The sequence below is a fragment of the Streptomyces sp. NTD91 genome (genome assembly GCF_059510455.1).
This window is the reverse complement of sequence record NZ_JCAJZW010000004.1, coordinates 59983-83506: the sequence shown is the minus strand read 5'-3', so window position 1 is coordinate 83506 and position 23524 is coordinate 59983. Positions and strand designations below refer to the sequence as shown.

Below are 23524 nucleotides of genomic sequence, written 5' to 3'. Positions count from 1 at the left end.
GGTCGTGAACCAGTGAGGCCTGGCGTTCTGTGGAGAAATCCACCTCTGTGGACAACTCCGTGCCCCTCGAGAGGGACGAATCCCCCTGGGAGAAGGGCGGGGCTCCCGGTGAGAGTGACGAAGCTCCCCGGGAGACAGACTCCTCTCCCAGGGAACCGAGGGGCTTGCGGTCGCGAGGTTCGGCCGCAGCGCGTCCGCGACTGATGATCCCGTGCAGCAGTGAGCGACGTTTCACGTGAAACACGATGCACAGCGGCAGCGACCGGACCTTCGCGACACTCCGGCCTGCGTAGGTTTGGCACCTTGTGTGGAGTACGTCTCCGCGTGTGGAGTACGTCTCCGTCTCAGAAACGATCGGAAAACTGCCCGCTCATGATCAACGGCGACGACGGGTGCGGCCCGTCCGGGCGGCCTTGGCACGCTTGGCCGCAAACCGCACGCCTCCCGGGCTCTCCCCGACCTCGACCCGCACCACCGTGGACATCGGGTCCACGATGCCCTCACCCACATGCAAAATCGACGTCTCCACCGCACCGAGCTTACTCAGCGCCGTGGCCGCGGCCTTCAGCTCCTCCTCCGCGGTGTCTCCCTTCAGCGCCAGCATCTCGCCGTAAGGACGCAGCAGCGGAATGCCCCAGGTGGCCAGACGGTCCAGCGGGGCGACAGCCCGGGCGGTCACCACATGGACCGGCGGCAGCTTGCCCAGGACCTCCTCGGCACGGCCCCGCACAACGGTGACATGGTCCAGGCCGAGCAGCTCGACGACCTCGGTGAGGAAATTGGTGCGCCTCAGCAGCGGCTCCAGCAGGGTGATGTTCAGGTCCTCCCGGACCAGGGCCAGCGGGATGCCCGGCAGTCCGGCACCGGAGCCGACATCGCAGACCGTCACTCCCTCGGGGACGGCCTCGGAGAGCACCGCACAGTTCAGCAGATGCCGCTCCCACAGGCGGGGCACTTCCCGCGGGCCGATCAGGCCACGCTGCACGCCCGCCTCGGCGAGCAGCTCCGCGTAGCGGACCGCATCGGCGAAGCGATCACCAAACACTTCCCGCGCCTGCTCGGGCGCGGGGGGAAGCTCCGCTGCCTCCGTCACGGGGACCGTCCTTCCGTACAGCGCCGGTGCTTCACACACCGGCCACCAGAACCAGGCTGACAAAGTTCGGCCCCGTCTGCTGAACAGACGGGGCCGGTGAAACCTCGAGGCCGATCAGGCCGGCAGCACGACGACGAACCGCTGCGGCTCCTCGCCCTCGGACTCGCTGCGCAGCCCCGCGGCCTTGACCGCGTCATGCACGACCTTGCGCTCGAACGGCGTCATCGGCTTGAGCTTGACGGGCTCGCCCGTGTTCTTCGCCTCGGCGGCGGCCTTCGAGCCGATCTCGGACAGCTCGGCCCGCTTCCTGGCCCGGTAGCCCGCGATGTCCAGCATCAGCCGGCTGCGGTCACCGGTCTCCCGGTGCACGGCCAGGCGCGTCAGCTCCTGCAGTGCCTCCAGCACCTCGCCGTCCCGGCCGACCAGCTTCTGCAGGTCACGGCTTCCGGTGTCGCTGATGATCGACACGGAAGCGCGGTCGGCCTCGACGTCCATGTCGATGTCGCCGTCGAGGTCGGCGATGTCCAGCAAACCCTCCAGGTAGTCCGCCGCGATCTCACCCTCCTGCTCGAGGTGGGTCAGGGCGTCTGCACCGTCGGCAGCGGCGGAGGTGGTGCCTTCCGTCACGGGATGGGCTCCTTCTTACTTCTTGGACGGGGACTTGGGCCGCTGCGGGCCACCCTTGCGCTGGCCAGACTGGGCCTTGCTACGGGTGCCGGAGCCGGGCTTCGGGGCCTGCTGAGCCGCGGCGGGCTTGTCGTCCTGCGGCTCGTCGGACTTCTCCAGCGAGGTGGACGAGGTGGACCCGCCCGCCTGCTTGGGCCCGCCGGACTGACGCTGGGCCTTGGACTGGCGCTTGGGCTGCTGACGCCGGGCAGCGGCGCCGGCGCCGGTCGCCGAGGTGACCTCGGCGCCGTCCTCGGTCTGTGCCGCGGCCTGGGCCGTGCTCTTCACCACGCTGCCGTCGGCCTGGGCGGCGAGACCGGCCTTGTTCAGGGCGTTGACGAACTTCCGCTCGAACTCGTTGCGGTCGCGGCCCTTGGCGACGATCGCCTTGACGATGGTCTTCTCGCTGCGCCGACGGACCTTGCCGTGGTGCGTGACGTGCTTGGTCAGGCGCTCCAGGTAGGCGGCCTGGGCCTTGGAACCCGGGGTCGGGTTGTTGTGGATGACGTACATCTGCTGGCCCATGGTCCACACGTTGGTGGTCAGCCAGTAGACGAGGACACCGACCGGGAAGTTGATACCGAAGACGGCGAACATGACCGGGAAGACGTACATCAGCATCTTCTGCTGCTGCATGAACGGCGTCTTGACGGTCGTGTCGACGTTCTTCGTCATCAGCTGGCGCTGCGTGTAGAACTGCGAGAACGACATCAGGACGATCATGACCGCGGTCACGACACGGACGTCGGTCAGCGTGGCGCCCAGTGCCGCGACCTTGTCCGAGCTGTCCATGAACTTCGCAGCCAGAGGGGCACCGAAGATGTGCGCCTTACGGGCGCTGGCGAGCAGCGGCTCGTTGATCGCGCCGATCTTGCTGCCCGTCGCGATGCCGTTCAGTACGTGGTACAGGGCGAAGAAGAACGGGGACTGCGCCAGGATGGGAAGGCACGAGGAGAGCGGGTTCGTGCCCGTCTCCTTGTACAGCTTCATCATCTCTTCGGACTGACGCTGCCGGTCGTTCTTGTAGCGCTCCTGGATCTTCTTCATCTCCGGCTGGAGCGTCTGCATCGCGCGCGTCGACTTGATCTGCTTCACGAAGAGCGGGATCAGGCAGATGCGGATCAGGATCACCAGGGACACGATGGACAGGCCCCAGGCCCACCCGGTGTCGGCACCGAAGATCGCGCCGTACATCTTGTGGAACTGGACGATGACCCAGGAAACGGGCCAGGTGATGAAACTGAAGAGGCTGGCAATCGTGTCCACTAATCATGCTCCTTGGGCATGGGACGAGGTCTCTGCGGCCGGGCTCGGAGAAGGCTCGGGAGGAGGGCTCCCGGGCGCCGCTTCGATGGCCGGTTCGGCGGCGGAGGGCCCCGCCTTGCGTGCGCGCCAAGCGTTGCGCAGCATTTCGTGCCACCGCGGGCGCTTGCGCGGTGGGACATGGTCCACCCCGCCCAGCGACCACGGATTGCACCGGAGGATGCGCCAGGCGGTGAGTGCCGTTCCCTTGATGGCACCGTGCCGGTCGATGGCCGTGTAGCCGTAGTGGGAGCACGACGGGTAGTACTTGCACACAGGCCCCAGCAGTGGACTGATCGTCCACTGGTACAGCTTGATCAGAGCCAGCAGTGGGTACTTCATCGCGCGCCCCCTCCCAGCAGCCGCTGAACGGCGGCATCCAGGTCTCGGGCCAGCTGTGCGTGGTCTGCGTCGCCCGCCTCGGGCAGCGCTCGTACGACTACCAGGCTACCGGGGGGAAACAGGGCTACTCGCTCACGCATCAGATGACGCAGTCTGCGCTTCACTTTGTTGCGCACGACCGCGCCACCCACGGCCTTGCTCACGACGAAACCCGCACGCGTCGAGGGAGCGCTCTCCCCAGGCGCGTGCGGGTCCGTGGCACCGCTACGAAGGTGGACGACGAGAGTCGGACGGCCTGCCCGGCGTCCTCGTCGAACCGCGGTCGCGAAGTCCTCGCGCCGCCTCAGCCGGTTCTCGGTGGGCAGCACGACGTCATGACCTGATCGGGATCAGGCGGACAGGCGGGCGCGACCCTTGCTGCGGCGGGACGCGAGAATCGCGCGGCCGGCACGGGTGCGCATACGCAGCCGGAAGCCGTGGGTCTTCGCGCGACGACGGTTGTTCGGCTGGAAGGTGCGCTTGCTCACTCGGGGGCTCCAGAAAGAAATCGGTAGTTGCGGGGTGCCGTCTTGGCTGTCACCGTGCGCCCACGAGTAGCTCGCGTCACGCCCGAGTGCACCGCTTCCCGATCACCTGACGTGACCTGTGCCCATCGGAGGCAGGCGGCAGCAGCCATCGACAACTCGACCTGGTTACGGTACGCGGGGCTGCGTCATCCGGTCAAACCGGGGGTCATGGAGAGACACTATCCACAGGCTGGGGACAACAACTTGAACCGTACCCGCCGCGCTGACTACCGTGGCTGAACTCCGATTCGTTCTTTTGTCCCCCGCCCCGGCGGGTTTGACCCACCCGACCACCCGAAGTACCCCCGACCCGTTCCGCGATCACACGTTCGTGGGACCTGTGAGAGAGCGTGCCCTGTGGCTGACGTACCCGCCGATCTTGCCGCAGTGTGGCCGCGAGTACTGGAGCAGCTCCTCGGAGAAGGCCGCGGACAGGGTGTCGAGGCGAAGGACGAGCACTGGATCCGGCGCTGCCAGCCCCTCGCGCTGGTCGCGGACACCGCTCTGCTCGCCGTACCGAACGAATTCGCCAAGGGCGTGCTGGAGGGCCGTCTCGCGCCGATCGTCAGCGAGACGCTGAGCCGCGAGTGCGGCCGCCCCATCCGTATCGCGATCACCGTGGACGACTCCGCGGGCGAGCCGCCGGCTCCCGCAGCGCCCGTGCAGCAGCCGCCCAAACCACGCTACGAAGAGCCGGAGCTGCCGTCCGGCCCCTCCTACGAGGGGCGGTCGTACGACGGCTACGGCCGCCATCGCGCCCCCGACCCCTCGTCGGCCGAGCCGCAGTCCCGCGCCGACCAGATCCCCCTCGTCCGCCCCGCGTACCCCTCCGAGTACCAGCGCCGCGAGCCCGGCGCCTGGCCGCGCCCCCCGCAGGACGAGTACGGCTGGCAGCAGCCGCGCCTCGGCTTCCCCGAACGCGACCCGTATGCGTCGCCGTCGTCCCAGGACGCCTACGGCTCCGGCCCCGACGCCTACGGACCGCCGTCCCCCGACTACCGCCCGGCCATGGACCGGCCGTCGTACGAGCAGCAGCGCGGTGAGTACGACTCCCCACGCGCCGACTACGACTCGGGGCGCCCGGACTACGACTCCGCGCGCCCCGAGTACGAGACGCGTTCGGAGTACGACCAGCGCGACCCCGTCCGCCGCGAGCTGCCCGAGCAGCCGACCGGTGGCGGCCCCGCCCACCGCGGCGGCCCCGGCCGACCGGACCTGCCCACGACCGGCTCACCGGGCCCGCCGGCCGCCCAGCCCGCGTCGGCGAGCGGGCCCGGTGAGCCGACGGCACGGCTGAATCCGAAGTACCTCTTCGACACGTTCGTCATCGGCGCGTCCAACCGGTTCGCGCACGCGGCCGCGGTGGCTGTCGCCGAGGCGCCGGCGAAGGCGTACAACCCTCTGTTCATCTATGGGGAGTCGGGGCTCGGCAAGACGCATCTGCTGCACGCCATCGGGCACTACGCCCGCAGCCTCTACCCCGGCACGCGCGTGCGCTACGTCAGCTCGGAGGAGTTCACCAACGAGTTCATCAACTCCATCCGCGACGGCAAGGGCGACAGCTTCCGCAAGCGCTACCGCGAGATGGACATCCTGCTCGTCGACGACATCCAGTTCCTCGCGGACAAGGAGTCGACGCAGGAGGAGTTCTTCCACACCTTCAACACCCTCCACAACGCCAACAAGCAGATCGTGCTGTCCTCCGACCGGCCGCCGAAGCAGCTGGTCACGCTGGAGGACCGGCTGCGGAACCGTTTCGAGTGGGGTCTGATCACCGATGTCCAGCCGCCGGAGCTTGAGACGCGCATCGCGATCCTGCGTAAGAAGGCGGTGCAGGAGCAGCTCAACGCCCCCCCGGAGGTGCTGGAGTTCATCGCCTCGCGGATCTCGCGGAACATCCGTGAGCTGGAGGGCGCGCTGATCCGGGTGACGGCGTTCGCCTCCCTCAACCGGCAGCCGGTGGACCTCGGCCTGACCGAGATCGTCCTGAAGGACCTGATCCCCGGTGGCGAGGACTCGGCTCCCGAGATCACGGCCACCGCGATCATGGCGGCCACCGCCGACTACTTCGGGCTGACGGTGGAGGACCTGTGCGGCACCTCACGCGGGCGTGCCCTGGTCACCGCGCGGCAGATCGCCATGTATCTGTGCCGGGAGCTGACCGATCTGTCGCTGCCCAAGATCGGGGCGCAGTTCGGTGGCCGCGATCACACGACCGTGATGCACGCCGACCGCAAGATCCGGGCGCTGATGGCCGAGCGGCGGTCGATCTACAACCAGGTGACCGAGCTGACGAACCGCATCAAGAACGGCTGACATACGGCTGCCGCCGGTCTCGCCGGCGCCGAAGGGCGCCCCCGGGAGAGTGTCCCGGGGGCGCCCTTCGGCGTGACCGCTGCGCACAGTGCCGGTGTGTCCGTGGGAGCGGCCGTGCTCGCATCGGCCGGGTCAGGCGCTTGCCCGCGCCGGCGACCACCGCTACCGATGAGCGCGGCCCCGTCGTACGGCGGCTCACAGGCTGTGGAGTGTTCCCCGCCCGCCATCGGGTGTTCGATTTTCTGCCTGGTTACGGCCACTCTCCACAGATTCGCTGGGTTTCTTCGGTCCACATGCTGGGGACTGCGGAGTTGTCCCGAACGGTGTCCACAGGCGACCTGTTCATATGGCGTTCGCCCAGCTCAACTGCCTGTGGAATCGTGGACGAACGATCTCCACAGGCTGTGGACCGACCAAAGATCCACAGGCTGTGCACGGAGTTTTCCACTGGCAACCCACAGGCAGGCGTCGGTTGTCCCCAGCGATCTCCAGCTTCTCCACATGGCTGTCCACTGTTCGGCAATGCGACGCACCCTCTCACCGCGTCGAGTGAAAGCCGTCACACCAAGCTGCCGGATTGGGGTGTGGGAAACGTGGGTAAACCTGGGGACGCAGCTGGGGAGAACTGCCCGCGGGCTGTGGGCGGTGTGTGCAGAACTTTCCGTTCTCCACAGACGCCCCCAGTTGTCCACCGCCACCGCCCACAGGGCCGGTGGACAAAATCTTAGCTCTGAGCTGGGCAAACGTGGTTATCCACGGTATCCACAGGCCCTACTACTACTCCCGACTAGAGATAGCTCGGCATTCGTTTCGAAGCGGGGGCTGTGCACAACTCGCCGTCTCGTGCCCGGCTGCCTCCCGGAGCGACTTGACCGCGACGGGCACCTACTGTCAGTGCGGTGCGTCAGACTGGTCCCCGGTGTCCTTCCCTCCGCAGCGGGCGGTGACACCGAGTCGGAGGACTTCAGAAGCAACAGCAGGAGGCGGCTTACGGTGAAGATCCGGGTGGAACGCGACGTACTCGCGGAGGCAGTGGCGTGGGCGGCACGCAGCCTCCCGGCCCGTCCGCCGGCGCCTGTCCTCGCCGGCCTCCTTCTCAAGGCCGAGGACGGCCAGCTGAGCCTGTCGAGCTTCGACTACGAGGTCTCCGCGCGTGTGTCCGTGGAAGCCGAGGTCGAGGAGGAGGGCACCGTCCTCGTCTCCGGCCGGCTGCTCGCGGACATCTCCCGCGCCCTCCCCAACCGTCCGGTGGAGATTTCCACAGACGGTGTACGGGCGACCGTGGTCTGTGGATCCTCCCGGTTCACCCTGCACACCCTGCCTGTGGAGGAGTACCCGGCGCTGCCGCAGATGCCGAACGCCACGGGCACCGTCCCCGGCGAGGTCTTCGCGGCCGCCGCCTCCCAGGTGGCCATCGCCGCTGGCCGTGACGACACGCTGCCCGTCCTCACCGGTGTGCGCATCGAGATCGAGGGCGACACGGTCACGCTGGCCTCCACCGACCGCTACCGCTTCGCCGTGCGCGAGTTCCTGTGGAAGCCGGAGAACCCTGACGCCTCCGCGGTCGCCCTGGTTCCCGCCAAGACGCTGCTGGACACCGCCAAGTCGCTCGGCGCGGGGGACAGCGTGACGCTGGCGCTGTCGGGCTCGGGCGCCGGTGAGGGCCTGATCGGTTTCGAGGGTGCGGGGCGTCGTACGACCACGCGTCTACTCGAGGGCGACCTGCCGAAGTACCGCACGTTGTTCCCGACCGAGTTCAACTCCGTCGCCGTGATCGAGACCGCGCCCTTCGTGGAGGCCGTCAAGCGGGTGGCGCTGGTGGCCGAGCGGAACACCCCGGTGCGGCTGAGCTTCGAGCAGGGCGTGCTGATCCTGGAGGCCGGGTCCAGCGACGACGCACAGGCTGTGGAAAGGGTCGACGCCCAGCTGGACGGCGACGACATCTCCATCGCCTTCAACCCGACGTTCCTGCTGGACGGTCTGAGCGCGATCGACTCCCCGGTGGCCCAGCTGTCGTTCACGACGTCCACCAAGCCGGCGCTCCTCAGCGGCAAGCCGGCGGTGGATGCCGAGGCCGACGACGCGTACAAGTACCTGATCATGCCGGTGCGGCTGAGCGGCTGACCGTTCCCCACAGCCGTGCACAGTGCCGGGCGCCTGCCGAGTGCCCGGCACCGGTGGCGGCCGGTGGTTGCTTTCCGCAGGTGAGCGCGTATGCCCACAGCTGTGCACGAAGGGTCGCGATTAGGCTCGGCACGGCACGAAGGTGCCTCACACGCCACACAGCGACCTTAAGGAACACAACTGATGGAGCTCGGTCTCGTCGGCCTCGGCAAGATGGGCGGCAACATGCGCGAGCGGATCCGCCGCGCGGGCCACACCGTCATCGGATACGACCGCAACGCGGACCTCGCGGATGTCCACAGCCTGGACGAGCTTGTGGGCAAGCTCAGCGGCCCGCGCGTGGTCTGGGTGATGGTCCCGGCAGGCGAGCCCACCCAGTCGACCATCGACCAGCTGGCCGAGCTGCTGGAGCCCGGCGACGTGGTCGTGGACGGCGGCAACTCCCGCTGGACGGAAGACGAGAAGCACGCCGAGGAGCTGGCCGCCAAGGGCATAGGCTTCGTCGACTGCGGCGTCTCCGGCGGCGTCTGGGGTCTGGAGAACGGCTACGCGCTGATGTACGGCGGCGACGCGGAGAACGTCGCCAAGGTGCAGCCGATCTTCGACGCGCTGAAGCCGGAGGGCGACTTCGGTTCGGTGCACGCCGGCAAGGTCGGTGCGGGCCACTTCGCGAAGATGGTCCACAACGGCATCGAGTACGCGATGATGCAGGCCTACGCCGAGGGCTGGGAACTGCTGGAGAAGGTCGACTCCGTGGAGAACGTCCGCGAGGTCTTCCGTTCCTGGCAGGAGGGCACTGTCATCCGCTCCTGGCTGCTGGATCTCGCGGTCAACGCGCTGGACGACGACGAGCACCTGGAGGGCCTGCGCGGTTATGCACAGGACTCCGGTGAGGGACGCTGGACTGTGGAAGCCGCGATCGACAACGCGGTGCCGCTGCCGGCGATCACCGCGTCGCTGTTCGCGCGGTTCTCCTCCCGCCAGGAGGACTCGCCGCAGATGAAGATGATCGCCGCGCTGCGCAACCAGTTCGGCGGTCACGCGGTGGAGAAGAAGTGATCCACAGGGATCCGCGCGATCCAGGGGATCCGCGGAAGCCATAGGGACCGACCGGGCTCGCCCGGCGGTCCATGATCCACAGTTCATCAGCACTCCGAGGAAGGCCGGCGAAACGACCATGCACGTCACGCATCTTTCGCTGGCCGACTTCCGCTCGTACGCCCGGGCCGAGGTCCCGCTCGACCCGGGCGTCACCGCGTTCGTCGGCCCCAACGGGCAGGGCAAGACCAATCTGGTCGAAGCGGTCGGATACCTGGCCACGCTCGGCAGCCACCGGGTCGCCTCGGACGCCCCGCTCGTCCGCATGGGCGCCGAGCGCGCCGTCATCCGGGCGCAGGTCCGGCAGGGCGACCGGCAGCAGCTGGTCGAGCTGGAGCTGAATCCGGGCAAGGCCAATCGGGCCCGCATCAACCGGTCCTCCCAGGTCAGGCCGAGGGACGTGCTGGGGATCGTGCGGACCGTGCTGTTCGCGCCCGAGGACCTCGCCCTGGTGAAGGGCGATCCGGGCGAACGCCGGCGGTTCCTCGACGAGTTGATCACCGCCAGGTCGCCGCGCATGGCCGGGGTGCGCTCCGACTACGAGCGCGTCCTCAAGCAGCGCAACACCCTGCTGAAGACCGCTGCCCTGGCGCGTCGGCACGGTGGGCGGTCCATGGACCTGTCCACGCTGGACGTGTGGGACCAGCATCTCGCGCGGGCGGGCGCGGAGTTGCTCGCCCAGCGGCTGGATCTGATCGCCGCGCTGCGGCCGCTGGCCGACAAGGCCTACGACCAACTGGCCCCCGGCGGCGGGCCGCTGGCGCTGGACTACAAGCCGTCCGCGCCCGGTGAGGCCCACGCGCGCGAGGACCTCTGTGCCCAGCTGATGGCGGCGCTGGCTGAGGCGCGCAAGCAGGAGATCGAGCGCGGGGTCACCCTCGTCGGCCCGCACCGCGACGATCTGGTGCTCAGACTCGGTCAGCTGCCCGCCAAGGGGTACGCCTCGCACGGCGAGTCCTGGTCCTACGCGCTCGCCCTGCGCCTGGCCTCCTACGACCTGCTGCGGGCCGAGGGCAACGAGCCGGTGCTGGTCCTGGACGACGTGTTCGCCGAGCTGGACGCGCGGCGCCGCGACCGGCTGGCCGAACTGGTCGCGCCCGGCGAGCAGGTGCTGGTCACCGCCGCCGTGGACGACGACGTACCGCAGGTCCTGGCGGGGGCGCGGTACGCCGTGGCCGGCGGGACGGTGGAGCGCGTATGAGCATCGAGGACCCCACCCCGAAGGCCGAAGGAGCCACTCCCGGGAAGGCGCCGGAGCCCTCCGGTGTCGACCTTGCGCGCGTGGCGTTGCGCGCGGCGAAGGAGCAGGCACGCGCGCGTGGGGACGCGGCACGGCAGAAGAAGCAGGCGCGGCGCGGGGGCGGGCTGCGATCCGGGGCGCGCGCGGACGGCCGCGACCCGATGGCGCTGGGCGCCGCGATCAACCGCCTGCTGACCGAGCGTGGCTGGGAGACGCCCGCGGCGGTGGGCGGTGTGATGGGCCGCTGGCCGCAGATCGTCGGCGAGGATCTGGCCAAGCACTGTGTGCCGCAGCGGTACGACGAGGACGAGCGCGTGCTGGTCGTGCAGTGCGACTCGACGGCGTGGGCCACCCAGCTGCGTCATCTGGCGCCCGCACTGATCGCCCGGCTCAACGAGGACCTGGGGCACGGCACGGTGCGGATGATCAAGGTGCTGAATCCGGGCGGCCCGGCCCGCCGCTACGGGCCGCTGCGGGCTCCGGGAAGCTCCGGGCCCGGCGATACGTACGGGTGACGTACATCACGTCGTAGGGGGCGGTCGTGCCGTCGGTCCGGCGCCGTGCCACGGGTGGGGCGGGCCACCGCTGTGCGGTCGGATCGCCATCTGACCCGCCGGTAGCCAAGGGTTGACGGCTCGAAGCGCTGAGTGCCGCTGTGAGCCCCTTGGAGCCCCCATCCGTATATCGGGACCCGATCGAGGCCGGTTCAGGGCGGCACATGGGGACTCAGGTACCGGCAAACCCCCATCGATGTCAGACGTACCGGTAGACTGGAAGACAATCCCGCCCCAACGTGGGGACCGCCCGGGAAGAGCTGAGCAACGCTGATCAAGGCTTACCACCGCAACATGCCGCAGCCGCTCCGGCAACCTGCCGACGAGCCCGGCTCGTGCTGTGCCAGAAAGGGCGCTTCGTGGCCGATTCCGGCAACCCCAACGAGAACATCCCGTCCACCGACGCCGGCGTGAACGCCGAGGTCGCCCAGGTTTCCGCCAACAGCGAGGGCACCGCCTCGACGTCGTACGACGCCAGCGCCATCACCGTGCTCGAAGGGCTGGACGCGGTCCGCAAGCGGCCCGGCATGTACATCGGTTCCACGGGCGAGCGCGGTCTGCACCACCTGGTGTACGAGGTCGTCGACAACTCGGTCGACGAGGCGCTGGCCGGGTACGCGGACACGATCGACGTCACGATCCTCGCCGACGGCGGCGTCCGGGTCGTCGACAACGGCCGTGGCATCCCCGTGGGCATCGTGCCCTCCGAGGGCAAGCCGGCCGTCGAGGTCGTGCTGACCGTGCTGCACGCGGGCGGCAAGTTCGGAGGCGGTGGTTACGCCGTCTCCGGCGGTCTGCACGGTGTGGGTGTGTCCGTCGTGAACGCGCTGTCCACGAAGGTCGGCGTCGAGGTGAGGACGGACGGCCACCGTTGGACGCAGGACTACAAGATGGGCGTCCCGACCGCGCCGCTGGTCCAGCACGAGGCGACCGAGGAGACCGGCACGTCGGTCACCTTCTGGGCCGACCCGGAGATCTTCGAGACCACCGAGTACTCCTTCGAGACGCTGTCGCGGCGTTTCCAGGAGATGGCGTTCCTCAACAAGGGCCTGACGATCAGGCTCACCGACGAGCGCGAGTCGGCGAAGGCCACCAGCGGCGCCGACGAGGCGGGTGCGGACGAGAAGGCCGAGGTCAAGACCGTCGCGTACTGCTACCAGGGCGGCATCGTCGACTTCGTGAAGTACCTCAACTCCCGCAAGGGTGAGGTCGTGCACCCCACCGTCATCGACCTGGAGGCGGAGGACAAGGACAAGAGTCTGTCCCTCGAGGTCGCGATGCAGTGGAACAGCGGCTACAGCGAGGGTGTGTACTCGTTCGCGAACATCATCCACACCCACGAGGGCGGTACGCACGAAGAGGGCTTCCGGGCCGCGCTGACGTCGCTGATCAACAAGTACGCGCGCGACAAGAAACTGCTGCGCGAGAAGGACGACAACCTCACCGGTGACGACATCCGTGAGGGTCTGACCGCGATCATCTCGGTCAAGCTGAGCGAACCGCAGTTCGAGGGCCAGACGAAGACCAAGCTGGGCAACACGGAGGCCAAGACCTTCGTGCAGAAGGCGGTCTACGAGCACCTCAACGACTGGCTGGACCGCAATCCGGTCGAGGCCGCGGACATCATCCGCAAGGGCATCCAGGCCGCCACCGCGCGCGTGGCGGCCCGCAAGGCCCGCGACCTGACCCGCCGCAAGGGCCTGCTGGAGACGGCGTCCCTGCCGGGCAAGCTGGCCGACTGCCAGTCCAACGACCCGTCCAAGTGCGAGATCTTCATCGTCGAGGGTGACTCCGCCGGCGGCTCGGCCAAGTCCGGCCGCAACCCGCAGTACCAGGCGATCCTCCCGATCCGCGGCAAGATCCTCAACGTGGAGAAGGCCAGGATCGACAAGATCCTGCAGAACCAGGAGATCCAGGCGCTGATCTCGGCCTTCGGCACGGGTGTGCACGAGGACTTCGACATCGAGAAGCTCCGCTACCACAAGATCATCCTGATGGCGGACGCCGATGTCGACGGCCAGCACATCAGCACCCTGCTGCTGACCTTCCTGTTCCGCTTCATGCGGCCGCTGGTCGAGGCCGGGCACGTGTACCTGTCCCGCCCCCCGCTGTACAAGATCAAGTGGGGCCGGGACGACGTGGAGTACGCCTACTCGGACCGTGAGCGGGACGCCCTGATCGAGATGGGGCGCCAGCGCGGCAAGCGGGTGCGCGAGGACTCGATCCAGCGCTTCAAGGGGCTCGGCGAGATGAACGCCGAGGAGCTGCGCGTGACCACGATGGACCAGGAGCACCGGGTCCTCGGCCAGGTCACGCTGGACGACGCCGCCCAGGCCGACGACCTGTTCTCGGTCCTCATGGGCGAGGACGTCGAGGCCCGCCGCCAGTTCATCCAGCGCAACGCCAAGGACGTCCGCTTCCTCGACATCTGAGTCGGTCTCAGCTGACCGCACCAGGAAGGATCTTCACCAGCAATGGCCGACGAGAACACTCCGCAAACCCCTGAGACCGAGGGCGGCGAGCTCGCGATGCGTGTCGAGCCCGTCGGGCTCGAGACGGAGATGCAGCGCTCCTACCTGGACTACGCGATGTCCGTCATCGTGTCCCGTGCGCTGCCCGACGTCCGGGACGGCCTCAAGCCCGTCCACCGGCGCGTGCTGTACGCGATGTACGACGGCGGCTACCGCCCTGACCGCGGTTTCTACAAGTGCGCCCGTGTCGTCGGCGACGTCATGGGCAACTACCACCCGCACGGCGACAGTTCGATCTACGACGCCCTGGTGCGCCTGGCGCAGCCGTGGTCGATGCGGATGCCGCTGGTGGACTCCAACGGCAACTTCGGCTCTCCGGGCAACGACCCGGCTGCCGCCATGCGGTACACCGAGTGCAAGATGGCGCCGCTGTCGATGGAGATGGTCCGCGACATCGACGAGGAGACCGTCGACTTCACGGACAACTACGACGGCCGTTCGCAGGAGCCGACCGTCCTGCCGGCCCGCTTCCCGAACCTGCTGATCAACGGCTCGGCCGGCATCGCGGTCGGCATGGCGACCAACATCCCGCCGCACAACCTGCGCGAGGTCGCGGCCGGTGCCCAGTGGTACCTGGAGAACCCCGAGGTCTCCCACGAGGAGCTGCTGGACGCGCTCATGGAGCGCATCAAGGGCCCGGACTTCCCGACCGGCGCCCTGGTGGTGGGCCGCAAGGGCATCGAGGAGGCGTACCGCACCGGGCGCGGCTCCATCACGATGCGCGCGGTGGTCGAGGTCGAGGAGATCCAGGGCCGGCAGTGCCTGGTGGTGACCGAGCTGCCGTACCAGGTCAACCCGGACAATCTGGCGCAGAAGATCGCCGACCTGGTGAAGGACGGCAAGATCGGCGGCATCGCGGACGTCCGTGACGAGACGAGTTCCCGTACGGGCCAGCGCCTGGTGATCGTGCTGAAGCGCGACGCGGTCGCCAAGGTGGTCCTGAACAACCTGTACAAGCACACCGACCTGCAGACCAACTTCGGTGCCAACATGCTGGCGCTGGTAGACGGAGTGCCGCGCACGCTGTCCCTGGACGCGTTCATCCGGCACTGGGTGACGCACCAGATCGAGGTCATCGTCCGCCGTACCCGCTTCCGGCTGCGCAAGGCCGAGGAGCGGGCGCACATCCTGCGCGGTCTGCTGAAGGCCCTGGACGCCATCGACGAGGTCATCGCGCTCATCCGGCGCAGTGAGACCGTCGAGATCGCGCGCAACGGCCTGATGGACCTGCTGGAGATCGACGAGATCCAGGCCAACGCGATCCTCGAGATGCAGCTGCGGCGCCTGGCGGCCCTGGAGCGGCAGAAGATCGTCCAGGAGCACGACGAACTCCAGGCGAAGATCAACGAGTACAACAAGATCCTCGCCTCCCCGGTCCGCCAGCGCGGGATCGTCAGCGAGGAGCTGGCCGCGATCGTCGAGAAGTACGGCGACGACCGCCAGACCAAGCTGATCCCCTACGAGGGCGACATGTCCATCGAGGACCTGATCGCCGAGGAGGACATCGTCGTCACGGTCACGCGCGGCGGCTATGTCAAGCGGACGAAGACGGACGACTACCGGGCGCAGAAGCGCGGCGGCAAGGGCGTGCGCGGCACGAAGCTGAAGGAAGACGACATCGTCGACCACTTCTTCGTCTCGACCACGCACCACTGGCTGCTGTTCTTCACCAACAAGGGCCGGGTGTACCGGGCGAAGGCGTACGAGCTGCCCGAGGCCGGCCGGGACGCGCGCGGTCAGCACGTGGCGAACCTGCTCGCCTTCCAGCCGGACGAGGCGATCGCCGAGATCCTCGCCATCCGCGACTACGAGGCGGCGCCGTACCTGGTCCTCGCGACCAAGTCCGGTCTGGTCAAGAAGACGCCTCTGAAGGATTACGATTCGCCCCGCTCCGGCGGCGTGATCGCGATCAACCTGCGTGAGCGCGAGGACGGCAGCGACGACGAACTGATCGGCGGGGAGCTGGTCTCGGCGGACGACGATCTGCTTCTGATCAGCAAGAAGGCACAGTCGATCCGGTTCACCGCCTCCGACGAGTCCCTACGCCCGATGGGCCGTGCCACCTCCGGCGTGAAGGGCATGAGTTTCCGTGAAGGCGATGAACTTCTGTCGATGAATGTTGTTCGACCGGGTACGTTCGTGTTCACTGCCACCGACGGCGGGTACGCGAAGCGGACCGCCGTCGACGAGTACCGCGTCCAGGGCCGCGGCGGCCTCGGCATCAAGGCCGCCAAGATCGTGGAGGATCGCGGTTCGCTCGTCGGAGCGCTGGTCGTCGAGGAGACCGACGAGATCCTCGCGATCACGCTCTCCGGCGGCGTGATTCGTACGAGGGTCAACGAGGTCAGGGAGACGGGCCGTGACACCATGGGCGTCCAACTGATCAACTTGGGCAAGCGCGATGCCGTGGTCGGTATCGCACGTAACGCCGAGGCGGGGCGCGAGGCGGAGGAGGTCGACGGCGAGGCCGCCGACGTCGCCGAGGGTGTTCAGGCCGGCGGCACGGACGAGGGTGAGGCGCCCTCGGCCGAGTAGCACGAGGAGTGAGTCATCGTGAGCGGAGCCACGGGCGCCGGATCGGCCGGTACCCCCACGGGTACGGAGACGGACGGCGGCGGCCGTGGCTCCGCCGCGCACGGGGTGGGTGCGGGGAGCGCGAACGACCCGCACACGACCAATCTCAAGCCGGTGAAGGCGTCCGGGCAGGGCTCCGCCGGCACGTCTGGATCCCAGGGGGGAACTGTGACGGACACTCGAGGCCCGGCCGCGGCCGGCGAGGCGCAGTCGCCGTCTCCGCTCCCCCGGGAGCGGGGCCCGGAGCAGCCCGCCGGCCCCTACCACCCGCCGCAGGCCTATCCGGCCCAGCCGCCCGCCGATGCGATACGACGGCCGCGTACGGGCGCGCGTACGGCACCGCGCACCCGTAAGGCGCGGCTGCGGGTGGCCAAGGCCGATCCCTGGTCGGTGATGAAGGTGAGCTTCCTGCTCTCCATCGCGCTCGGGATCTGCGCGATCGTCGCCTCGGCGCTGCTGTGGATGGTCATGGACGCGATGGGCGTGTTCTCGACGGTGGGGGGCACGATCTCGGAGGCGACCGGCTCGAACGAGGGGAACGGTTTCAACCTCCAGGCGTTCTTGTCGCTCCCCCACGTCCTGATGTTCACGTCGGTCATCGCGGTCATCGACGTGGTCCTGGCCACGGCGCTCGCGACGCTCGGCGCGTTCATCTACAACCTGTCCGCGGGCTTCGTGGGCGGCATCGAGCTGACCCTGGCGGAGGACGAGTGACCGGGTGCCGAGTGCGCTGGTGACGGCCCCGCGACAACCGATTTTGGGACTGACGTGGTCGTGCGCTAATCTTCAGGAGTCAGCGCGCGGGACGCACACCGCAAAGCGCGGCGGGGCTATAGCTCAGTTGGTTAGAGCGCATCCCTGATAAGGATGAGGCCACAGGTTCAAATCCTGTTAGCCCCACCAGCACGAAGACCCCCAGTCCGGACGGATCGGGGGTCTTCGGTGTCTGTGGCCGTTTTCAGGCGTCTGTGTCCGCGGATGGACCGGCGGGTGTTCCGCGCGTCGGCGGTCGCCTCGACGCCGCGGGGGGCCGAGGTGCTCCTGAACTCGTAGCGCAAGTAGCGGTCGGCGGGCGCGGTGACCCTCGCCGTGGCGACGCCGGTGGAGCTCACGTGACCGTGCGGGTGGCGCCCTTGGCGGCGGGCTCGGCAGACGCCTTCCAGGTCAGCTCGGCGTAGCGCGGAGGCGGTTCCGTCGGCCGTGCCCACCGCCGCCGCAGTGGGCTTCAGGAGTGCGGGGCGTCACCCACGCACTCGTTCGCCTGAGCGCTCGGAGCGAGCAGGGCGGCCATTGGCCGCGGAACCGAGCAGGGTCGAGCCGATCGTCCATCTCCGCATCGAGTCCCTGAAAGGTCAGGCCCGCCTGGTCGGCGGGCCCCCGGTGAGCGGAGGCAGTGTACGCGTCGGTGATCACCGGGAGAGGGCGGCAACCGCGCCGGTGCGGGCGCGCAGGCCCGGCGGGAAGGGTGTGCGCACGGGGAGTTCGCGGGAGAAGGCCGTACGAAAAAGGCCCGATCGCTGGCGACGGGGGATGCACCAGCGACCGGGCTGTGGCCAAGGGTAACAAGCCCGAGCGCCCTGTGGGGCGAAGTCGGGCGTTAATAAGTCAGCTTGGCCGGTCAACGATCGCACGGAGGGTCGTACGAGAGCCGCGGCAGGTACTCGTGCCACTTCTGCGGGGTCATGACGCCCCTCGTGACGGAGCAGATGTGCGCGATCGCCGCGTCGGCGTCCAGGCTCCACACGCGTACCGTGTCCGTGCCGCTGGAGACCCCGAGGACGCGGCTCGTGGGGCTGAAGGACAGGAACGTGCCCGACTTGGCGTTGGGGCTCATCGACTGCCCGATGGGGGTCGCCGAGCCGGGGTGGGCTACGTTCCACAGTCGGACCGTGTTGTCGTTGCCGCCGCTGGCCAGAACGTGTCCGTCCCGGCTGAACGTCAGTGTCTTGACCGCCTCGGTGTGCCCGATGAGCGGCTCGCCCAGTGCGGTGGCGGAGGCGGGGTGGCCGACGTTCCACAGTCGGACCGTGTCGTCGTCGCTGCCGCTGGCCAGAACCCGCCCGTCGGGGCTGAAGGCGATCGCGTTGACCGGGCCGGTGTGCTGCGTGAGTTGGGTGATCCCGGTCGGGTGGGCAGGATCGGTGACGTTCCAGAGGCGGATGGTGCTGTCCGCGCTGCCGCTGGCCAGGGTGTGCCCGTCGGGGCTGAAGGCGATGGCGTTGAGAAAGCCCCGGTGCCCGGTGAGCGGTCTGCCGAGCGCGGCGGGGTGCGCGGGATCGGTGATGTTCCACAGCTGAAGGGTGCGGTCGTCGTAGGCGGTGGCCAGGGTGCGGCCGTCCGGGCTGAAGGCGAGCGTGTCGGGCCCCGCGAACCGCGTCCGCAGGCGCAGCGGCGGTGCGGCGGCGACCGGGTGGGACGGATCGCTCACGTTCCACAGGTACACCGCCTGGTTGTTGGTGAGGACGGCGAGAACCCGGCCGTCGGGGGAGAACACCGGTGCCCGGTGGCCGCCGTCCGACTGCATGAACGGCCCGCCCAGCTGCACGGGCCGCCCGGGCCGTGTCACGTTCCACAGCCGGAGCCTGCCGTCCCGGGCCGCCGTGGCCAGCACCCGTCCGTCCGGCCGGAACGCCCCGGTGCGGCCGATGATGTCCGAGGCCGGCAGCGACCACAGCCGCGCCTTGCCGTCGCCGCTGCCGGTGGCGAGGGTCCGCCCGTCGGGGCTGAACTGCAGGGCGTACATCTCCCCGCTGCTGCCTGCGAGCGGCTCCCCGACCTGCGACGGGGAGGAGGGATCGCGTACGTTCCACAGGCTCGCCGTGCTGTCTGCGCTGGCCGCCGCCAGCCGGCCGCCGTCCCGGCTGAAGGCCACCGACCAGATCGGACCGGTGTGACCGGCCAGCGGTGAGCCGAGCGCGGACGGGTGGGCGGGGTCGGTGACGTTCCACAGCCGGATCGTGTCGTCCGCGCCTCCGGAGGCCAGGGTGTGCCCGTCGGGGCTGAACGCCACCGAGTGGACGAGGTCGGTGTGGCCCTTGAGCGGCGTGCCGTACCGCCGGGTGTGGCGCGGGTCGGTCACGTCCCACAGCAGGATCGTGTCGTCGTCACCGCCCGCCGCGACGGTACGGCCGTCGGGGCTGAACGCGACACTGCGCACGGCGGCGGTGTGGCCGCGCAGGGCCCCGGCCTCGCTCGGCCGGCGCGGGTCGGCCACGTTCCACAGCCGTACCGTGCGGTCCTCACCGGCGCTCGCCAGCATCCGCCCGTCCGGGCTGAAGGCGACCAGGTAGATCGTGCCCTGGTGGCCGGTGACCGGCTTGCCCAGCAGCACGGGGTGGGCGGGGTCGGTGACGTCCCACAGCCGGATCGTGCCGTCGTCGCCGGCGCTGGCGAGGGTGTGCCCGTCCGGGCTGAAGACGGCGCTGCTCACCCAGCTGGTGTGACCGGTCAGCGGTCTGCCGAGCGGCTTGGGCCGACGCGGATCGGACACGTCCCAGAGCCGCACGGTCCGGTCGTAGCTGGCCGTGGCCAGTGTTCTGCCGTCGGGGCTGAAGGAGGTCAGGTAGACGGCACCGGTGTGGCCGGTCAGGGGGGTGGCCAGCGGCGCGTTCACGATCGAGATCAGCCTGCTGTACGTCCCCTCGTCGTCCGGACGCAGGTGATGGGCGACCAGGTCGAGCTGGGCGGCCAGGGACGGATCCGTGTGCTGGACCCGGTCCGCCTCGGCGACCACCTGCTCGAACACGGCGTCGTCCCGCTGTTGCCGGGCGATCACCGCCGAACCACCCGCGACCAGGGCCAGCACCACCAGCGCCGCCACCGCGGCCCGGCTCATCCATACGGTGCGCTTGCGCAGTCGTACCGCCGCGGCCAGGAACTCCACCGCGCTGCGGGTCAGATACGGGTCCCCGGCCGACCGCGCCCAGCTGCGCGCCTGTTCCAGCCGGGAGCCCCGGTAGAGCAGCGAGCTGTCGCGGCCGGAGTCCTCCCAGGCCCGGCCGTCCTCCTCCAGCCGCTGGCGCAGCAGTTGACCGCCCCGGTCGTCGTCGATCCAATGCCGCAGCCGGGGCCAGGCGTGCAGCAGCGCCTCGTGGGTGATCTCCACGGTGTCCGCGTCCAGCGTCACCAGCCGGGCCCGGACCAGGGCCTCCAGGGACTCCTCCGTCTTGCCGGGGTCCGCGGACTCCTCCGCCAGCTGGCGCCGGGTGCCCCGCCGGCGCGTGGCCTGAGTGTCCTCGCCCAGCCGGACCAGCCGCAGCAGGAGCAGCCGGGCCGCTGTACGTGCCGCGGGGTCCAGGCCCGACCAGGCCCGCTCGGCGGTCGCCGCGACGGCTCCCTGGATCCCGCCCGCCGCGCGATAGCCGGCCAGGGTCAGCCGCCCGCCCTTGCGGCGCTGCCACGTCGCCAGCAGGGCGTGAGAGAGCAGCGGGAGCACTCCCGCGTCGTGCGCGCCGCGCGGCCCGTCCGCACTCACCTCACGGACGATCAGCTCGGCGAGCCCCGGCTCCAGCTCCAGACCGACCGCCTTGGCCGGGCCGGTCACCGCCTCGCGCAACTCGGTGCCGGTCAGCGGGCCGAGCACCATGTGCCGGTGCTGCAGCGCGTCGGCCAACTCCGGATAGCCGAGACACTGCTCGTAGAAGTCGGCTCGGATGCCGAGGACGACGACCACCGGGGCGGGCTCGTCCGTGTCGGCGGACGGGGTGCAGGCGGCGTGCAGGAGTTGGATGAACGTACGCCGGTCGGCCTCGTCGGCGCAGAGGGTGAATACCTCCTCGAACTGGTCCACGACGACGACCGGTCGGATCGCGCCGGGCGCCTCCCGCCGCGCCCACGCGGACACGGCCTCGCGCGCCGCACGGGCGACCTTGGGGGAGTCGGAGCCGGGGCCGGCCGGATTCTCCGTGGCCTCCTGCTCGGCCTGGCGCGCGTCGGCGGCGACCGTGGCGAGATCGGGGATGCGGCGGACCAGTTCGCCGAGGGGGTCCGCGCCGGGGACGAGGTGCAGGACGCAGCCGGCGGCGGTCTCCGGGGAGGCCTGGGGCACCGGTGCGCTCGTGTTGCCGGACCCGTCGCGCAGCGCGCCGCCGCGCAGGGCGGGAACCAGGCCGGCGTTCAACAGGGAGGATTTTCCGGCGCCCGAGGCGCCCACCAGCATCACCAGACCGCCGGTCCGCTCGGCGGCACGCAACTGGGCGACGAGCGCGCTGGTGCTCCGCTCCCGGCCGAAGAACCACCGGGCGTCCTCCTGCCGGTAGGGGGCGAGCCCCCGGTAGGGGCAGACACCTCCGGCGGGCGGGGCCTGGGCGGGAGGCCGGCGGGTCTCCTCGGTGAGCGGTGCGATCCGGTCACCGACCGGGTCGGCCAGCGCACGCTCCCACAGCCGCTGCCAGTGCGCGAGGTCGTACAGGCCCGTGGACACCGGCGCGGGCCGCAGCCGGCGTGCCTCCGGTATCAGGATGTGCAGTACCGCCGCGAGGGCGGTGAACTGCGCCGGTACGTTCTTGGCCCGGCGCCAGTCGCTGATCCGCTGGGCGGACACCCGCACGGGCCGCCCCCGCTCGTCGATCCGCTGCAGCCGCACGACCGCCTCGGCGACGCTCTTCAGGGGAGGGTTTCCGGCCTCCTTGTACAGCAGCGCGAGGCGCTCGGCGAAAGCTGTGCGTGCCCCTGAGTCGGAACTCAAGGTCCCACCCCTTTACATCCCCCGCATCTGGACGTCCGGACCGGAAAACCCACCTTATACGCCTGACCTGCGGATAAGTACTGGCCCGGAGGTCACGGTCTCCTCCGCACGCACATCAGATGGCAGGATCCGGACCCGGTTGCGGACCCATCGCACACCGTCCGGACAGGCCACGGCTCTGTGCCCGGTGAAGCGGCCCCGAGTGTCGAAGCATCTCGGCCGACTTCCCCGGAGACATGCGAGCGGACCCTGCCGGCGCCGACCGAGCGGATGCGACCGAAGGCAGGAAACGGTGACCTGACCGTCTCGTGAGCCCTTCACGTGGCTCCCATCTGCGATTCGCGCCGAGCCGACGCGGCACGGGTCGACACCCCCGCACCGCCCGGTAGCGGTCCCCACGAGGGGAGGGACCGGTGCCGGGCGGGCAGGGGTGGCACTGCCGGGCCTAAGGCGAGTGGCGCGGGGGCGGAACAAGCGACGTTTCACGTGAAACACCCATCTGGTGCCGAACGGCCGGTCGCTCGGGCTTCGGCCTGTCGGCGCTCGTCCCGAAAGGACGTCCACCTGGTTATCTGATGGTACGTCAGATATCGTGCGCTTCCTCCGCTGTTTCCGAAGGCGGGCGTCCTGTTCCCGAAGGGGTGAGTGTCATGCACAAGCGTCCCCCGTGTCCGCGACCGCACGGTGCTCCGCGCTGGGTCGCGATGTTCCACCGGCCCTCCCAGGACTCCTGGACGGTCGGCGCCGAGTCCTGCGACCGGACGGCCGTGCTGTACGCCGTCGGCGACATGACGCAGACCCTGCGGGCGCGCGGGGAGGAGGCCGAGGTCGTGCTGTGGGGGCCAGGGGACGGCACCTGGCGCCGCTACGACTCCCTGCCCGCCGCGGCACCCGCCCCCGCCACGGCCGACCGTCCTGCGTCCGGCGCCGGTGGACCGGCCAAGCTTGCCGAACGGATGACGGACCGCCGGTACCAGGTGCTCATGGCCGGTCTGAGCAAGGCGGGTCTGTACGACCTCAGCGCCGAGGACGGCGAGGCGGTGCGGACGATGGCCGACCTGCTCGACGAGCCGACGGTCCGCCGGGTGGCCCACTGGCTCTCGGCCGCGGGCGGCCGGCGGTAGCGCGAACGGGAAGGCGGGCGAACGGGTCCGGTTCGACGGGCGGTTCCCCGGGCAGTGACGTCCAGGAAGCCACCGTCGAGAGAGCTGGAGGACCTATGAAGGTCTCCGTCGACCGCTCCCTGTGCTACGGCTCCGCCGAGTGCGCGCACCGGGTACCGGCCGTGTTCGCGTTCGAGGACGGTTACGGCGTCGTACGGCCCGGACGGGAGGAGTCCGCCGACGATCCGGAGGTCCGGGAGGCGGCCGAGAAGTGCCCCTCGCAAGCCATCGTGCTCACGGAGTAGGACCGCGGGAGAAGGCCTCCGAGC

Annotated in this window: 17 protein-coding genes and 1 tRNA gene; 11 read left to right on the top strand and 7 right to left on the bottom strand. The window is 69.6% G+C overall.

Features of this window, described 5'->3' with window-relative positions:
• Window positions 1–376: 376 nt before the first annotated feature.
• The 6 genes from rsmG to rpmH all read right to left on the bottom strand — a co-directional run bounded on the left by rsmG (window position 377) and on the right by rpmH (window position 3930).
• A complete protein-coding gene (gene rsmG / locus AC5WRT_RS06355) occupies window positions 377–1093 on the bottom strand; it encodes a 16S rRNA (guanine(527)-N(7))-methyltransferase RsmG (protein WP_496092190.1) in 717 nt (238 codons plus the stop codon).
• Between the two features lie 114 nt (window positions 1094–1207).
• Entirely contained in the window at window positions 1208–1720 is a 513-nt protein-coding gene (locus AC5WRT_RS06350; protein WP_496092191.1) for a Jag family protein, read from the bottom strand.
• Window positions 1721–1735: 15 nt separating this feature from the next.
• Complete coding sequence (gene yidC, locus AC5WRT_RS06345) at window positions 1736–3025, bottom strand: membrane protein insertase YidC (protein ID WP_496100000.1); 1290 nt, start codon at window positions 3023–3025, stop codon at window positions 1736–1738.
• Window positions 3026–3028: 3 nt separating this feature from the next.
• Window positions 3029–3403 carry a membrane protein insertion efficiency factor YidD gene (gene yidD, locus AC5WRT_RS06340; protein ID WP_496092193.1) on the bottom strand — a complete coding sequence of 125 codons (375 nt, stop codon included), beginning with the start codon at window positions 3401–3403 and terminating at the stop codon, window positions 3029–3031.
• Entirely contained in the window at window positions 3400–3771 is a 372-nt protein-coding gene (rnpA, locus tag AC5WRT_RS06335) for a ribonuclease P protein component (protein WP_496092194.1), read from the bottom strand. The genes yidD and rnpA overlap by 4 nt, the downstream gene beginning before the upstream one ends.
• 21 nt (window positions 3772–3792) lie before the next feature.
• Window positions 3793–3930: a 50S ribosomal protein L34 gene (gene rpmH, locus AC5WRT_RS06330; RefSeq protein WP_003956500.1), complete on the bottom strand. Its 138-nt coding sequence runs from the start codon at window positions 3928–3930 to the stop codon at window positions 3793–3795.
• Between the two features lie 396 nt (window positions 3931–4326).
• Between rpmH and dnaA the strand changes: the two genes are divergently transcribed.
• The 9 genes from dnaA to AC5WRT_RS06285 all read left to right on the top strand — a co-directional run bounded on the left by dnaA (window position 4327) and on the right by AC5WRT_RS06285 (window position 17309).
• Window positions 4327–6285: a chromosomal replication initiator protein DnaA gene (gene dnaA, locus AC5WRT_RS06325; RefSeq protein ID WP_496092195.1), complete on the top strand. Its 1959-nt coding sequence runs from the start codon at window positions 4327–4329 to the stop codon at window positions 6283–6285.
• 993 nt (window positions 6286–7278) lie between these two features.
• A complete protein-coding gene (gene dnaN / locus AC5WRT_RS06320; RefSeq protein ID WP_323375925.1) occupies window positions 7279–8409 on the top strand; it encodes a DNA polymerase III subunit beta in 1131 nt (376 codons plus the stop codon).
• 183 nt (window positions 8410–8592) lie between these two features.
• Window positions 8593–9468 carry a phosphogluconate dehydrogenase (NAD(+)-dependent, decarboxylating) gene (gene gnd, locus AC5WRT_RS06315; RefSeq protein WP_496099999.1) on the top strand — a complete coding sequence of 292 codons (876 nt, stop codon included), beginning with the start codon at window positions 8593–8595 and terminating at the stop codon, window positions 9466–9468.
• A gap of 118 nt (window positions 9469–9586) precedes the next feature.
• The gene (recF, locus tag AC5WRT_RS06310; protein ID WP_496092197.1) at window positions 9587–10708 is read left to right on the top strand and encodes a DNA replication/repair protein RecF; all 1122 of its coding nucleotides are present in this window, start codon (window positions 9587–9589) and stop codon (window positions 10706–10708) included.
• Entirely contained in the window at window positions 10705–11262 is a 558-nt protein-coding gene (locus AC5WRT_RS06305) for a DciA family protein (protein WP_496099998.1), read from the top strand. The genes recF and AC5WRT_RS06305 overlap by 4 nt, the downstream gene beginning before the upstream one ends.
• A gap of 374 nt (window positions 11263–11636) precedes the next feature.
• On the top strand, window positions 11637–13733 hold the full coding sequence (gyrB, locus tag AC5WRT_RS06300) for a DNA topoisomerase (ATP-hydrolyzing) subunit B (protein WP_496092199.1): 2097 nt from the start codon (window positions 11637–11639) through the stop codon (window positions 13731–13733).
• 42 nt (window positions 13734–13775) lie between these two features.
• Window positions 13776–16367 carry a DNA gyrase subunit A gene (gene gyrA / locus AC5WRT_RS06295; RefSeq protein WP_496099997.1) on the top strand — a complete coding sequence of 864 codons (2592 nt, stop codon included), beginning with the start codon at window positions 13776–13778 and terminating at the stop codon, window positions 16365–16367.
• 18 nt (window positions 16368–16385) lie between these two features.
• Entirely contained in the window at window positions 16386–17120 is a 735-nt protein-coding gene (locus AC5WRT_RS06290) for a DUF3566 domain-containing protein (protein WP_496092201.1), read from the top strand.
• A 112-nt stretch (window positions 17121–17232) separates the two neighbouring features.
• Window positions 17233–17309 (top strand) — tRNA-Ile (locus tag AC5WRT_RS06285).
• Window positions 17310–18024: 715 nt separating this feature from the next.
• Here the strand turns inward: AC5WRT_RS06285 and AC5WRT_RS06280 are convergent.
• Window positions 18025–22092 (bottom strand): nSTAND1 domain-containing NTPase, encoded by a 4068-nt coding sequence (locus tag AC5WRT_RS06280; RefSeq protein ID WP_496092202.1) that lies wholly within the window; start codon window positions 22090–22092, stop codon window positions 18025–18027.
• 650 nt (window positions 22093–22742) lie between these two features.
• Here AC5WRT_RS06280 and AC5WRT_RS06275 point away from each other — a divergent pair.
• Both AC5WRT_RS06275 and AC5WRT_RS06270 read left to right on the top strand, forming a co-directional pair.
• Window positions 22743–23216 (top strand): hypothetical protein, encoded by a 474-nt coding sequence (locus AC5WRT_RS06275; protein WP_496092203.1) that lies wholly within the window; start codon window positions 22743–22745, stop codon window positions 23214–23216.
• Between the two features lie 95 nt (window positions 23217–23311).
• Window positions 23312–23500 (top strand): ferredoxin, encoded by a 189-nt coding sequence (locus AC5WRT_RS06270; protein WP_496092204.1) that lies wholly within the window; start codon window positions 23312–23314, stop codon window positions 23498–23500.
• Window positions 23501–23524 lie beyond the last annotated feature (24 nt).

Bases quoted from the DNA above. Each gene is read 5' to 3' on its own strand.
- yidD (WP_496092193.1), bottom strand. From the start codon at position 3,403: ATGAAGTACCCACTGCTGGCTCTGATCAAGCTGTACCAGTGGACGATC.
- gnd (WP_496099999.1), top strand. From the start codon at position 8,593: ATGGAGCTCGGTCTCGTCGGCCTCGGCAAGATGGGCGGCAACATGCGC.
- recF (WP_496092197.1), top strand. From the start codon at position 9,587: ATGCACGTCACGCATCTTTCGCTGGCCGACTTCCGCTCGTACGCCCGG.
- AC5WRT_RS06305 (WP_496099998.1), top strand. From the start codon at position 10,705: ATGAGCATCGAGGACCCCACCCCGAAGGCCGAAGGAGCCACTCCCGGG.
- gyrA (WP_496099997.1), top strand. From the start codon at position 13,776: ATGGCCGACGAGAACACTCCGCAAACCCCTGAGACCGAGGGCGGCGAG.
- AC5WRT_RS06275 (WP_496092203.1), top strand. From the start codon at position 22,743: ATGCACAAGCGTCCCCCGTGTCCGCGACCGCACGGTGCTCCGCGCTGG.
- AC5WRT_RS06270 (WP_496092204.1), top strand. From the start codon at position 23,312: ATGAAGGTCTCCGTCGACCGCTCCCTGTGCTACGGCTCCGCCGAGTGC.